12 protein-coding genes are annotated in these 15248 nt (G+C 41.9%); all 12 read right to left on the bottom strand.

The genetic code is table 11. The annotated features are described in order from the left end of the window. Window positions 1-7: 7 nt before the first annotated feature. Window positions 8-313 carry a 30S ribosomal protein S10 gene (gene rpsJ / locus D0T87_RS09905; protein WP_002558075.1) on the bottom strand — a complete coding sequence of 102 codons (306 nt, stop codon included), beginning with the start codon at window positions 311-313 and terminating at the stop codon, window positions 8-10. An 80-nt stretch (window positions 314-393) separates the two neighbouring features. Next, window positions 394-2511, bottom strand: coding sequence for an elongation factor G (gene fusA, locus D0T87_RS09900; RefSeq protein ID WP_163174965.1), 2118 nt, complete (start codon window positions 2509-2511; stop codon window positions 394-396). 47 nt (window positions 2512-2558) lie between these two features. After that, window positions 2559-3035 (bottom strand): 30S ribosomal protein S7, encoded by a 477-nt coding sequence (gene rpsG / locus D0T87_RS09895; protein WP_163174964.1) that lies wholly within the window; start codon window positions 3033-3035, stop codon window positions 2559-2561. Between the two features lie 137 nt (window positions 3036-3172). Then, window positions 3173-3586: a 30S ribosomal protein S12 gene (gene rpsL, locus D0T87_RS09890; protein WP_163174963.1), complete on the bottom strand. Its 414-nt coding sequence runs from the start codon at window positions 3584-3586 to the stop codon at window positions 3173-3175. 117 nt (window positions 3587-3703) lie between these two features. Continuing rightward, complete coding sequence (locus D0T87_RS09885; protein ID WP_163174962.1) at window positions 3704-4012, bottom strand: DUF3467 domain-containing protein; 309 nt, start codon at window positions 4010-4012, stop codon at window positions 3704-3706. A 295-nt stretch (window positions 4013-4307) separates the two neighbouring features. After that, window positions 4308-8588 carry a DNA-directed RNA polymerase subunit beta' gene (rpoC, locus tag D0T87_RS09880; protein ID WP_163174961.1) on the bottom strand — a complete coding sequence of 1427 codons (4281 nt, stop codon included), beginning with the start codon at window positions 8586-8588 and terminating at the stop codon, window positions 4308-4310. Between the two features lie 32 nt (window positions 8589-8620). Then, window positions 8621-12433: a DNA-directed RNA polymerase subunit beta gene (rpoB, locus tag D0T87_RS09875; RefSeq protein WP_163174960.1), complete on the bottom strand. Its 3813-nt coding sequence runs from the start codon at window positions 12431-12433 to the stop codon at window positions 8621-8623. A 102-nt stretch (window positions 12434-12535) separates the two neighbouring features. Further along, the gene (rplL, locus tag D0T87_RS09870; RefSeq protein WP_163174959.1) at window positions 12536-12913 is read right to left on the bottom strand and encodes a 50S ribosomal protein L7/L12; all 378 of its coding nucleotides are present in this window, start codon (window positions 12911-12913) and stop codon (window positions 12536-12538) included. A gap of 46 nt (window positions 12914-12959) precedes the next feature. Then, a complete protein-coding gene (gene rplJ / locus D0T87_RS09865) occupies window positions 12960-13472 on the bottom strand; it encodes a 50S ribosomal protein L10 (RefSeq protein ID WP_163174958.1) in 513 nt (170 codons plus the stop codon). A 14-nt stretch (window positions 13473-13486) separates the two neighbouring features. Next, entirely contained in the window at window positions 13487-14185 is a 699-nt protein-coding gene (rplA, locus tag D0T87_RS09860) for a 50S ribosomal protein L1 (RefSeq protein ID WP_163174957.1), read from the bottom strand. 17 nt (window positions 14186-14202) lie between these two features. Next, on the bottom strand, window positions 14203-14646 hold the full coding sequence (gene rplK, locus D0T87_RS09855) for a 50S ribosomal protein L11 (protein ID WP_163174956.1): 444 nt from the start codon (window positions 14644-14646) through the stop codon (window positions 14203-14205). A 54-nt stretch (window positions 14647-14700) separates the two neighbouring features. Then, window positions 14701-15243: a transcription termination/antitermination protein NusG gene (nusG, locus tag D0T87_RS09850; RefSeq protein WP_163174955.1), complete on the bottom strand. Its 543-nt coding sequence runs from the start codon at window positions 15241-15243 to the stop codon at window positions 14701-14703. Window positions 15244-15248: the final 5 nt, after the last annotated feature.

The following is a 15248-nucleotide window of genomic DNA, read 5'->3' as shown; positions in this document are numbered from 1 at the left end:
TTAATTATCAAACTTTAATTTCAACTTCTACACCACTAGGCAATTCCAGCTTCATCAAAGCGTCTACTGTTTTAGCAGTTGAGCTATAGATGTCGATTAATCTCTTGTATGAGCTTAATTCGAACTGCTCTCTTGATTTCTTGTTAACGAACGTTGAACGGTTTACTGTGAAGATACGTTTGTGTGTTGGAAGAGGAATTGGACCACTAACAATTGCACCTGTAGCTTTCACTGTTCTTACGATTTTTTCAGCCGACTTGTCTACCAAGTTGTGATCGTAAGATTTCAATTTAATTCTAATCTTCTGACTCATGTCTGTTTTTAGTTATATATTATAAAATAAAAGTGGCAGGTTAAGAGTCATTCGCTAACCTGCTACTTTTTTATTTAATTTTAGATCAAATCTACGCGACCTTTCACTTCTTCAAGTACTGCCTTAGCGATTGACTGAGACACTTGAGCGTGATGTGAATATGTCATAGATGATGTTGCACGACCTGAAGTGATTGTACGTAATGCTGTAACGTATCCGAACATTTCGCCCAGTGGCACCATCGCTTTTACGATTCTGGCTCCGGAACGACTTGATTCCATTCCTTCTACCTGGCCACGACGTTTGTTCAAGTCACCGATTACATCACCCATGTTTTCTTCCGGAGTTACAACTTCCAGCTTCATGATTGGTTCCATCAATACTGGACCTGCCTTAGCACAAGCGTTCTTGTATGCCTGGATAGCACAGATTTCAAATGAAAGCTGATCGGAGTCAACTGCGTGGAATGAGCCATCAATTAATTTCACTTTCATTGAATCCATTGGGTATCCTGCCAATACTCCGTTCTTCATTGCTGTTGCAAAACCTTTCTGAACTGAAGGGATAAATTCTTTAGGGATATTACCACCTTTTACTTCGTCGATGAATTGCAATCCGCCTTGTGTAAAGTCTTCATCTACTGGTCCAAGATCAACTATGATATCAGCAAATTTACCACGACCTCCTGATTGCTTTTTGTATACTTCGCGCAGGTTAACAGTCTTAGTAATAGCTTCTTTATAGTTTACTTGTGGACGACCTTGATTACATTCTACTTTAAATTCACGTCTTAAACGGTCGATAATGATATCAAGGTGAAGCTCACCCATACCTGAAATAATTGTCTGACCTGATTGTTCGTCTGTTTTAACTGTAAACGTTGGGTCTTCTTCAGATAGTTTAGCCAAACCATTAGACAGTTTATCCATGTCTTTTTGAGTTTTTGGCTCAACAGCGATACCGATTACAGGTTCTGGGAAGTCCATTGATTCCAGTACGATTGGGAATGCTTCGTCACAAAGCGTATCACCTGTACGGATGTCTTTGAAGCCTACTCCTGCACCAATATCACCTGCGCTAATAACTTCTACAGGGTTTTGTTTATTTGAATGCATTTGGAATATACGTGAAACGCGTTCTTTTTTGCTTGAACGAGAGTTGTACACATACGATCCTGCTTCAATTTTTCCAGAATATACACGGAAGAATGTCAAACGTCCCACATAAGGGTCTGTAGCAATCTTGAATGCAAGTCCTGAAGTCTTTGCATCTTCGCTTGGTTCTCTGGTTTCTTCCTCACCTGTATCCGGATTGGTACCTGTAACACTTCCTGTATCCAATGGAGAAGGCAGGAAAGCACAAGCATAGTCAAGTAGAGTTTGTACGCCTTTGTTCTTGAATGAAGAGCCGCACAGCATGGGTACGATAGCCATTTGGATGGTTGCATTACGCAATGCTCTCAGGATCTCTTCTTCGGTTATAGTTGAAGGATCGTCAAAGTATTTTTCCATCAATGCTTCATCATACTCTGCAACTTTTTCGAGCATTTTGTCTCTCCATTCTTCACATTCTACCAAAAGGTTTGCAGGTATATCTTCAACATCATAGGCAGCGCCCATTGTTTCGTCATGCCAGAGGATGGCTTTCATACGAATCAAATCAACAATGCCTTTGAATGTTTCTTCTGCACCGATAGGAACAACAATAGGACATGGATTTGCACCTAACACATCCTTCATCTGACGAACAACTTCAAAGAAGTCTGCACCAGAACGGTCCATTTTGTTCACGTAACCAATACGTGGAACATTGTATTTATCTGCCTGACGCCATACTGTTTCTGACTGTGGTTCAACACCACCTACAGCACAATATGTAGCCACGGCGCCATCCAATACACGAAGTGAACGCTCTACTTCGACAGTAAAGTCAACGTGTCCCGGAGTGTCAATTAGGTTAATTTTATAAGTATTACCTGCATATTTCCAGCTTGTTGTTGTAGCTGCCGATGTGATAGTAATACCGCGTTCTTGCTCCTGCGCCATCCAGTCCATAGTAGCAGTACCGTCATGAGTCTCACCAATTTTGTGAGTTAATCCGGTATAGAACAGGATACGTTCAGAAGTTGTAGTTTTTCCGGCATCAATGTGAGCCATGATACCGATATTACGAGTCAAATGTAGATCTTGCTTTGCCATTTTTAATTCCTTCGCTTTCTATTTTTATACTTTGTTTTCCGTTCGTATTAGAATCTAAAATGTGCAAAGGCTCTATTTGCTTCAGCCATTCTATGCATATCTTCTTTACGTTTGAAAGCTCCGCCTTGCTCGTTGAATGCGTCCATGATTTCAGCAGCTAGTTTATCTGCCATAGTCTTTCCACCTCTCTTGCGAGCATAAAGGATCAAGTTCTTCATTGAGATTGATTCTTTGCGGTCAGGACGGATTTCTGTTGGAACTTGGAAAGTTGCACCACCTACACGGCGTGATTTTACTTCAACTTGTGGAGTTACGTTATCTAAAGCTTTTTTCCAGATTTCAAGAGATGATTTCTCTTCGTTAGGAAGTTTTTTCTTCACTACTTCTAAAGCGCCGTAGAAGATTTCATAAGAAGTGTTCTTTTTGCCATCGTACATCAGATGGTTTACGAACTTAGTAACCTTTTGGTCATTAAACACGGGATCCGGAAGGATCACGCGTTTTTTTGGTTTTGCTTTTCTCATTTGTTTGATCAAAAATGTTTTGTTTTTGGCTGCGATTCTCTGACTTCAACTCTCCCACCGGAGAATTTACTCAACCTATTGCTTATCCAACAAACTAAAACGAGTTATACTTAATTATTTTTGCTATTATTTATAGCTTATTTTTTCTTCTTTCCTGCTGCAGCTGCTGGTGCTTGTCCTGGTTTTGGACGCTTAGCTCCGTATTTAGAACGTCTTTGTGTACGTCCGGCCACACCTGCTGTATCTAAGGTACCACGTACGATGTGATAGCGTACCCCTGGAAGGTCTTTCACACGACCACCACGTACAAGTACGATGGAGTGTTCCTGCAAGTTGTGTCCTTCTCCCGGTATGTATGAGTTCACCTCTTTTTGGTTAGTCAAACGTACACGAGCTACTTTACGCATCGCTGAATTTGGTTTTTTTGGAGTTGTTGTGTACACTCTCACGCAAACGCCACGTCTTTGAGGACATGAATCCAAAGCCGGAGATTTACTTTTCTCCGTCAAAACTTCACGCCCTTTTCTTACTAATTGCTGAATTGTAGGCATTGTAATTGTTTTTTAGTTATATATTATTGTTATTTAATTTTTCGCTATGATACATTTCGGGCTGCAAAGTTACGAATAATATTTGAACATTCAATTAAATGCCTCTTTTTTTTGCAATTACGCTTCGCCACCCAGGTTCATAATGGGAGGAATTATGTTTTCATCGCCTAGATCTAATGGTCCAAAAACGGACTCGTATTTTCGGATGTTATCTTCAAGGGCTCTCAATAAGCGTTTAGCATGTTCGGGGGCAAGAATGATACGTGACTGCACGCCAGCCTTAGGTAGACCGGGCATTACACGGATAAAATCTAAGATAAACTCGGAGCTTGAGTGGGTGATAATAGCCAGATTGGCATAGGTTCCTTGTGCGATTTCATCGTTTAATTCAATCTGCAATTGATTCTCGGCATGTTTCTTTTCCATTTCGGTTTTCTGTTTTAGTTAATCATTGGGTGCAAAAGTAAGTGATTTCTGTTACTCATTGAGTTTTTCGGGGAAAAAAGTATCATGAGCCACAATATCTGCTGCAAGTAAGTTGAAATGCTACTAGCATTTGGCCCAGATGGTACTGGCATTCAGTTAAAATGCTACTGGCATTTGATTGAAATGCTACTGGCATCCGAAGCAAATGCCAGTAGCATTTATAGGGATGTATATATGCAAAAAAAGAGTACCGGAGGTTTCCGATACTCTTTTATATAATATAGGTATGTCAGTATTATACTTCGTGATAATCTAACACGGTCTTTTTATTTGCCTGGGCACGTTCGTACTCTTCTTTAGATCCAACAATGATTTTGTCGAACTCGCGTTGTCCGGTACCGGCAGGGATTAAGTGTCCGCAGATCACATTTTCCTTCATACCTTCAAGTTTGTCGACTTTACCATTGATTGCTGCTTCGTTAAGCACCTTCGTTGTTTCCTGGAAGGAAGCAGCCGACATGAAGCTCGAAGTTTGCAGCGCAGCACGCGTAATACCTTGAAGAATCTGAGTAGAGGTTGCAGGAACGGCATCACGAACTTCAACAGGTTTCATGTCGCGACGTTTCAGCATACTGTTTTCATCTCTCAGTTTGCGGGCCGTTACGATCTGGCCTGGTTGCATGGTTTGTGAATCGCCTCCGTCAAGAACGACTTTCTTGCCCCAGATACGATCATTTTCTTCCATGAACTCAAGTTTATCAACCACTTGTTGTTCCAGGAAGCGGGTATCACCCGGTTCATCGATCTCAACTTTACGCATCATCTGACGAACGATGATTTCAAAGTGCTTATCGTTGATCTTCACCCCTTGCAGACGGTATACATCCTGAACTTCATTCACGATATATTCCTGTACAGCAGTAGGCCCTTTAATCGCAAGGATATCGGCAGGAGTAGTAGCACCGTCGGACAGTGGAGTTCCGGCACGTACATAGTCGTTTTCCTGAACAAGGATTTGTTTGGAAAGGGCAACCAGATACTTCTTCACTTCACCAGTCTTGGATGTTACAATAATCTCACGGTTACCGCGTTTGATCTTGCCCATAGTTACCTCACCGTCGATTTCGGATACAACTGCTGGGTTAGATGGGTTACGTGCCTCAAACAACTCGGTCACACGAGGAAGACCACCGGTGATGTCACCAGCCTTACCTACTGCGCGAGGTATCTTCACGATCACTTCACCGGCTTTCACTTTCTGGCCGTTTTCAACCACAACGTGTCCGCCTACCGGAAGGTTATATGTACGGATCAACTCACCATTTGCATCAAAGATATGAGCCGAAGGAACTTTCGTTTTGTCTTTAGACTCAATAATAATGATTTCGCGCAAACCGGTGGCTTCATCCGATTCTACCTTATATGTAACGTTTTCGATTACACCCTCAAACTCAATCTTACCGGTTGCTTCTGTGATGATAACAGCGTTAAATGGGTCCCATTTTGCTATGAGCTGGCCTCTCTTCACTGTATCGCCATCTGTTGCATATAGTTTAGAGCCATAAGGTATATTGTGTGTCGATAATGTAATTCCGGTATTACCATCAATAAAACGGACTTCGGCCAAACGGCCAACTACCACTTTCGCAGCTTCGCCCAATTCATCTACAGTATCTACTGTACGCAATTCGTCGAATTCAACGCGAGAGTCGTTCTTCGCCATGATCGTTGCATTGGCTGCAATGTTCGAAGCAGTACCCCCGGCGTGGAACGTACGAAGCGTCAACTGTGTACCCGGCTCACCGATAGACTGAGCAGCGATAACTCCAACAGCTTCACCTCTTTGAACCATATTATTTGTAGCCAGGTTACGTCCGTAACATTTAGCACAAACACCTTTCTTCGATTCGCAAGTCAATACCGAACGGATTTCAACGCTTTCAATTGGCGATTGCGCAATAATCTTAGCAATATCTTCGGTGATTTCCTCACCACCATTAACGATGATTTCGCCGGTAGTCGGGTGAATAATATCATGTACAGAAACACGTCCCAGAATACGTTCGTACAGCGTAGCAACAATTTCGTCGTTGTTCTTCAAGTCTGTACAAATCAATCCACGCAATGTTCCACAATCTTCTTCATTAATGATCACGTCATGCGAAACGTCAACCAAACGACGAGTCAGGTAACCCGCGTCGGCTGTTTTCAATGCCGTATCCGCCAAACCTTTACGAGCACCGTGGGTAGAGATAAAGTACTCTAACACCGAAAGTCCTTCTTTAAAGTTCGAAAGGATCGGGTTCTCAATGATCTGACCACCTTCTGCACCTGCCTTCTGAGGTTTCGCCATCAAACCACGCATACCCGACAACTGACGAATCTGTTCCCTGGAACCACGAGCACCGGAATCAAGCATCATAAATACGGAGTTGAATCCCTGATCGTCATTCGTAATGGTCTTCATCAGAATGTCTGATAATTCAGAGTTGATGTGTGTCCAAATATCAATTACCTGGTTGTAACGTTCGTTGTTGGTGATGAAACCCATATTATAGTTATTGATCACCTGCTCAACTTCGTCGTAACCACGTTGAACGAGTTTTTCTTTTTCTTCCGGTATGATGATATCGCCCAAGTTGAACGACAATCCACCCTGGAATGCCATATTATAACCCAGGTCCTTGATTCCATCAAGGAAGTCAGCCGTACGTGCAACACCACATGCCTTAATTACATCGCTAATGATATCACGAAGTGACTTCTTAGAGATGATGGTATTGATATAGCCTACTTCAGGTGGAACGATTTCGTTTACAATAACACGTCCTACCGAAGTTTCGCGCATGATATCAACGATATTTCCGTTCTCGTCAAGGTCCTTAACGATCACTTTTACCGGAGCATGGATATCTACCTGACCTTCATTGTAAGCAATCAATGCTTCTTCCGGCCCGTAGAATGTTAAACCTTCGCCTTTTGCACCTTTTCTTAGTTTGGTAATGTAATACAAACCAAGCACCATGTCCTGAGAAGGCACAGTAATAGGAGCACCATTAGCAGGGTTCAGGATATTGTGAGAAGCCAGCATCAACATCTGCGCTTCAAGAATTGCTTCATTGCTCAAAGGCAAGTGAACCGCCATCTGGTCACCATCGAAGTCGGCGTTGAACGCTGTACATGACAGTGGGTGTAGCTGAATTGCTTTACCTTCGATCATTCTAGGCTGGAATGCCTGGATACCCAGACGGTGAAGTGTCGGCGCACGGTTAAGCAATACCGGGTGACCTTTCATTACGTGTTCCAGAATATCCCAGATGATTGCTTCCTTACGGTCAACAATCTTCTTCGCTGACTTCACTGTCTTAACAATACCACGCTCAATCAATTTACGGATGATAAATGGTTTGTACAATTCAGCAGCCATCAGTTTTGGAATACCACATTCGTGCATCTTCAACTCAGGACCAACAACGATTACCGAACGCGCAGAATAGTCTACACGTTTACCCAACAGGTTCTGGCGGAAACGTCCTTGCTTACCTTTCAAGCTATCAGACAGTGATTTCAACGGACGGTTAGCGTCGGTCTTCACTGCACTTGATTTGCGTGAGTTATCGAATAGAGAGTCAACCGACTCTTGAAGCATACGTTTCTCATTACGCAGGATTACTTCAGGAGCTTTAATCTCGATCAATCTCTTCAAACGGTTATTACGGATAATTACACGTCTGTACAGGTCGTTCAAGTCGGAAGTTGCAAAACGTCCACCATCCAGTGGCACCAACGGACGAAGCTCAGGTGGGATAACCGGAACAATTCTCACGATCATCCATTCTGGTTTGTTGCGTCCTCTTGAAGCACGGAATGATTCTACTACCTGCAAACGTTTCAATGCCTCATTCTTACGTTGTTGCGAAGCATCGTTACTTGCGCGGTGTCTCAATTCATAAGACAAAGCATCCAAATCAATACGAGCCAATAAGTCATAGATAGCCTCAGCACCCATTTTAGCGATAAACTTATTGGGGTCGTTGTCTTCCAGATATTGGTTTTCTCTTGGAAGCGTATCCAGAATATCCAGATATTCTTCTTCAGAAAGAAGGTCATACGTAACCACACCGTCTTCGGCTTTGATACCTGGTTGGATTACAACATAACGCTCGTAATATATAATTGAATCAAGTTTCTTAGTTGGCAAGCCTAACAAATAACCGATTTTATTAGGAAGTGAACGGAAATACCAAATGTGTGCAACCGGCACAACCAACTGGATGTGTCCTGTGCGTTCACGACGTACTTTCTTTTCTGTAACTTCCACCCCACAACGGTCACATACAATACCTTTATAACGAATACGTTTGTATTTTCCGCAATGGCATTCATAGTCTTTAATCGGACCAAAAATGCGTTCGCAGAACAAACCATCGCGTTCTGGTTTATATGTACGGTAGTTAATGGTTTCAGGCTTCAGCACTTCACCACTTGAGTTTTCCAGAATTTCTTCAGGAGACGCCAAGCCGATTGAAATTTTTGAGAAATTACTCTTTGCTTTACTTTCTTTTCTAAAAGCCATATTATTTATTCCTATAAAAGGTTATTATAAAATTATTCTAAGTTGACGCTTAAGCCCAATCCTCTAAGTTCATGCAACAATACATTCAGAGATTCAGGGATACCGGCTTGTGGCATTGGTTCACCTTTCACGATTGCTTCATAAGCTTTAGAACGTCCAACAACGTCGTCAGACTTGATTGTCAGGATTTCCTGCAAGATGTGAGATGCACCGAATGCTTCGAGTGCCCAAACCTCCATCTCTCCGAAACGCTGTCCACCGAACTGTGCTTTACCACCAAGTGGTTGCTGAGTAATCAGTGAGTATGGTCCGATAGAACGTGCATGCATCTTGTCCTCAACCATGTGACCAAGTTTCAACATGTATGTCACACCTACTGTTGCAGGTTGGTCGAATTTCTCACCAGTTCCACCATCGCACAGATATGTTTTACCATAACGTGGCAAGCCAGCTTTATCCGTCCATACAGACAAATCGTCTAAGGATGCACCGTCGAAAATAGGAGTCGCAAACTTCATGCCCAATTTCTTACCGGCAGAACCAAGAACAGCCTCGAAAATCTGTCCGATGTTCATACGTGAAGGTACCCCTAGTGGGTTCAACACGATATCAACCGGCGTTCCGTCAGCCAAGAATGGCATATCTTCCTGACGAACAACACGGGAAACAATACCTTTGTTACCGTGACGACCCGCCATCTTATCTCCTACACCAATCTTACGTTTCTTAGCGATATAAACTTTAGCCATCTGAATGATACCTGCAGGAAGTTCATCACCGATTGTCAGGGCAAACTTCTTACGCTTCAGTTCGGCATCCAGTTCTTTATATTTCTTCAGGAAGTTCAGAATCACGTCGCGAATCATTCCGTCAACGCGAGCATCACCAGTCCAGTTACTTAATTGTACAGAGTTGAAATCCAGGCTATCAAAGTCAGAAACACTGAATCTTGCATTCTTAGCAATTACTTCGGCGCCCAAATAGTCTTTAACTCCTTGTGAAATCTTACCTTCTGTCAATGTAACCAGCTTCTGTACCAAAATACCACGCAACTTCGATACTTTATTTTCAAAGTCATCGTCATATTTAGGAAGCAACGCTTTATCTGCTAACTTAGCACTACGGTTTTTGATTACACGAGAGAAAAGTTTCTTATCAATAACCACACCTTGCAAAGAAGGAGAAGCTTTCAAAGAAGCATCTTTCACATCACCAGCCTTATCACCAAAGATTGCACGAAGCAGTTTCTCTTCCGGCGATGGGTCCGATTCTCCTTTTGGAGTGATCTTACCAATCAAAATATCTCCCGGTTGGATACGCGCACCGATTCTTACGATACCGTTTTCATCAAGATCCTTAGTTGCTTCTTCGCTCACGTTAGGAATATCAGAAGTCAACTCTTCCATACCACGTTTTGTTTCGCGTACTTCAAGTGAGTATTCTTCCACATGAACAGAAGTCAATAAGTCTTCACGAACAACACGTTCGTTCAATACGATCGCATCCTCATAGTTATACCCTTTCCAAGGCATGTATGCAACCAACAGGTTTTTACCCAAAGCCAATTCACCCATTTCGGTAGAATAACCTTCAGTAAGTATTTGTCCTTTGGTCACGCGATCACCTTTTTCACAAATTGGGCGAAGGTCGATCGTCATATTCTGGTTCGTTTTACGGAACTTAGGAATAGAATATTCTTTCAATGCCGATTCGAAGCTTACGAACTCTTCATCTTCGGTTCTATCGTAAAGGATACGGATGTTAGTTGCATCTACAAACTCAACTACACCATCACCTTCAGCAGTAATCTGAGTACGAGAGTCTTTTACCAACTGTCCTTCAATACCTGTACCTACGATAGGAGCTTCGCTCTTCAACAATGGAACTGCCTGACGCATCATGTTAGATCCCATCAACGCACGGTTCGCATCATCATGCTCAAGGAACGGAATCAAAGAAGCTGCAATAGAAGCGATCTGCTGAGGAGCAACGTCCATCAATTCAACCTGATCGGGTTCTACCACTGGATAGTCAGCATCCTGACGCGCTTTTACACGGTTACGGATAAACTTACCATTGTCATCAAGCGGAGCATTACCCTGAGCGATGATCTTTTCTTCTTCTTCTTCGGCAGTAAGGTAAATAATACCTTTATCTGAAATATCTACTTTCCCGTTGGCAACTGTGCGGTAAGGAGTTTCGATAAATCCAAGTTCATTGATCTTTGCATACACACACAAAGAAGAAATCAAACCGATGTTCGGACCTTCAGGAGTTTCAATCGGACAAAGACGACCGTAGTGTGTATAGTGAACGTCACGAACCTCAAATCCGGCACGTTCGCGGGAAAGACCACCAGGTCCGAGGGCCGACATACGTCTCTTGTGTGTTATTTCAGCCAATGGGTTGGTTTGGTCCATGAACTGAGACAAGGCATTTGTTCCAAAGAATGTATTGATCACCGACGAAATTGTCTTCGCATTGATCAAGTCGATCGGAGTAAATACTTCATTGTCTCTTACATTCATACGTTCACGAATGGTACGTGACATACGAGCCAAACCTACAGCAAACTGATTTGACAATTGTTCGCCTACTGTACGAACACGTCTGTTGCTCAAGTGGTCAATATCGTCGACATCTGCTTTTGAGTTAATCAACTCAATCAGATATTTGATGATCTCAATAATATCTTCCTTGGTCAGTACTTTGACATCCATATCGGTGGTCAAGCCCAGTTTCTTGTTGATTCTGTAACGGCCAACATCTCCAAGGTCATATCTTTTTTCAGAGAAGAACAGGTTGTTGATAACCTCGCGAGCACTTGCATCATCTGCAGGGTCTGCATTACGCAGCTGTCTGTAGATATACAATACGGCTTCCTTTTCCGAGTTACTTGGGTCTTTCTGAAGGGTATTATATATGATAGAGAAATCCGATTGGTTAGGCTCATCTTTATGAATCAAGATGTTGCCAACACCCGAATCAAGGATTTCATCGATATGTTCTTCTTCAAGGACAGTTTCACGGTCAATGATAACCTCGTTACGTTCGATGGATACTACCTCACCGGTATCTTCATCTACGAAGTCTTCAATCCATGTCTTCAATACACGTGCAGCAAGTTTACGACCAATGACTTTATTCAGGTTTTGCTTGGTAACCTTTACGTCTTCAGCCAAGTCAAAGATTTCAAGAATGTCTTTATCATTTTCGAAACCAATAGCTCTTAACAGTGTTGTTACAGGCAATTTCTTCTTACGGTCGATGTATGCATACATCACATTATTGATGTCTGTAGCAAACTCAATCCATGAGCCCTTAAACGGAATAATACGAGCTGAGTATAGCTTTGTTCCGTTAGCATGTACACTTTGTCCGAAGAACACGCCTGGTGAGCGGTGAAGCTGTGACACCACCACACGTTCAGCTCCATTGATGACGAAAGTTGCCTTATCGGTCATGTATGGAATAGGGCCAAGGAATACATCTTGAATTACGGTATCAAAATCCTCGTGATCCGGGTCTGTACAATACAGTTTCAGTTTTGCCTTTAACGGAACACTATAAGTAAGCCCACGCTCTATACAATCATCAATGGTATAGCGCGGCGGATCAATATAGTAATCCAGGAACTCAAGAACGAAGTTGTTTCTTGTATCGGCAATAGGGAAGTTTTCGGCAAATACTTTATACAATCCCTCTTTTTTACGCTTTTCAGGCGGAGTGTCTAATTGTAGAAAGTCTTGGAATGACTTCAATTGTACTTCCAGGAAGTCCGGATATTCAAGCGGATTCTTAGTTGAAGCAAAATTAACTCTTTGATTTACAGTATTTGAAGACATCTGTCAATGAATTTAGAACTTATTTTTAAATATATACACAAAAAGGCTAAGAACCCTCTTTTGGAGGATTCTTAACCGAATTACCTGATTACCAGGCTAATGTTATTTAAGTTCAACTTCAGCTCCAGCTTCTTCTAATGTTTTCTTCAATGATTCTGCTTCGTCTTTAGCCAAACCTTCTTTTACTACACTTGGTGCACCGTCTACCATGTCTTTAGCTTCTTTCAAGCCAAGTCCACATGCTTCTTTAACGGCTTTCACAACTTGCAATTTAGCTGCGCCAGCGCTTTTCAATACTACGTCGAAAGAAGATTTTTCTTCTTCAACAGCAGCACCACCAGCTGCAGGACCAGCAGCAACAGCTACAGCTGCAGCAGCAGGTTCAATACCATATTCTTCTTTAAGGATAGTTGCAAGTTCATTAACTTCTTTCACTGTCAAGTTAACTAATTGTTCCGCAAAAGCTTTCAAATCTGCCATTTTTGTATGATTTTTAATTGTTTAATTTACTAAAATAATTTTGGGTTTATCTTTCACTAAGTGTTTGAAGCACTCCGTGAATGGTGTTGCCACCTGATTGAAGAGCTGAGATAACGTTTTTCGCAGGTGATTGCAGCAATGCAATAACATCGGCGATAACTTCGTTCTTGCTCTTAATGCTAACGAGAGCATCCAATTGCTGAGCTCCGATATAGAAGCTTTCTTCTGCATAAGCAGCTTTCAGTCCAGGAATACCATCTTTAGCTGTATCTTTGATCAACTTAGCCGGTGCGTTCGCTACGTTGCTGAACATCACGGCAGTTGCACCTTTCAAAGAATCGTAAAGAGGGCTGAAGTCTTCTTCTAAAGTTTCAAGCGCCTTTTGAAGCATTGTGTTCTTCACAACCATCAATTTGATGTCTGCTTTGAAACAAGCTCTTCTCAATTTGCTTGTCTTCTCTGCATTCATTGCAGTAAGATCTACCAAATAGAAGTGACCGTATTCTTTAACTGTAGTAGCAATTTGCTCTATAATCGTATTTTTATCTTCCTTTCTCATTGTTCGTCTTTTTATTAGATTTCTTCAACTGTTTTCGGGTCTACTTTGATTCCCGGACTCATTGTACTAGAAAGATAAATACTCTTTATATATGTACCCTTAGCAGCGCTTGGTTTCAGTTTATTCAATGTAGCAATGAATTCTTTTGCGTTTTCGCGAATTTTCTCTGCATCGAATGACACTTTACCGATTGATGTGTGAACGATACCAGCTTTATCAACTTTGAAGTCGATCTTACCAGCTTTCACTTCGGTTACTGCTTTAGCAACATCCATAGTAACGGTACCACTTTTAGGATTAGGCATCAAACCGCGAGGTCCTAACACACGTCCTAAAGCTCCAATTTTACCCATGATAGATGGCATAGTGATGATTACATCAATATCTGTCCATCCACCTTTGATCTTATCAATATACTCGTCAAGACCAACATAGTCAGCGCCAGCTTCTTTTGCAGCAGCTTCAGCATCAGGAGTACAAAGTACCAACACACGTACATTCTTACCAGTTCCATGAGGAAGTGAAACAACACCTCTCACCATTTGGTTAGCTTTACGTGGGTCAACTCCTAAGCGTACATCAATATCTAATGAAGCATCGAATTTAGTGAAAGTGATTTCTTTCACTAAAGATGCAGCTTCTTTCAGTGAGTATGCTTTCCCTGCTTCAATTTTTTCTGCAGCTAACTTTTGATTTTTTGTCAGTTTACCCATTATAAATTGAAGTTTAATTAATTGTTAACCGGGAACTCCCCTTTTACAGCGATACCCATACTTCTGGCAGTACCTGCAACCATTTTCATTGCGGCCTCGATGGTGAAACAGTTAAGATCGACCATTTTGTCCTGAGCAATCGTTTGTACTTGTTCCCAAGTGATCTCGGCAACTTTCTTACGATTAGGCTCTGCAGATCCACTTTTTTGCTTTGTTACTTCAAGTAATTGGATAGCAACGGGTGGAGTCTTGATTACGAAATCAAAAGACTTATCTGCGTAGTAAGTAATGATTACGGGTAATACTTTACCTGCTTTGTCCTGGGTTCTGGCGTTGAATTGCTTGCAAAATTCCATGATGTTGATCCCTTTGGAACCTAATGCAGGTCCTACTGGGGGTGATGGATTTGCCGCGCCTCCTTTAATCTGTAATTTGATTTGTCCAGCAACTTCTTTAGCCATTTGTTATTAAATTATATGTGAATTAATGAAGAATACCACAGCGTAACACCTGTACTATTCTTTTTCAACTTGCATAAAGCCCAACTCGAGCGGAGTTTTCCGTCCGAATATCTTTACCATGACCTTTAGTTTCTTCTTTTCCGTATTGACTTCTTCAATGATACCACTGAATCCGCTGAACGGTCCGAAAGTAACTTTTACAGTTTCGCCGACTACATACGGGATGTTCAGGTCTTCACCTGATTCCTGTAATTCGTCCACTGTACCTAGTATTCGATTCACTTCTGATTGTCTGAGTGGCACCGGTTTCTCGGAACCACCTAAAAATCCAATCACATTCGGCGTGTTTCTTAGCTGATGAGCTACCTCACCGACTAGAGCTGCCTCTACCAATACGTATCCAGGGAGATAACTTCTCTCCTTCACAATTTTTTTACCATTGCGAACCTGATATACTTTTTCGGTAGGAATCAAAACCTGAGATACATATTCACCAAGGTCGCTGTTTTTCATATCAGCTTCGATGTATTCTCTAACCTTGGCTTCTTTTCCGCTAATAGCACGCAGAACGTACCATTTCTTTTCAATCTCAGCCATTTTAA

The organism is Bacteroides sp. 51 (genome assembly GCF_010500965.1).
Taxonomy (GTDB): Bacteria; Bacteroidota; Bacteroidia; order Bacteroidales; family Bacteroidaceae; genus Bacteroides.
Note: the sequence above shows the minus strand (reverse complement) of the source record. Positions and strands in the feature narration are given on the sequence as shown.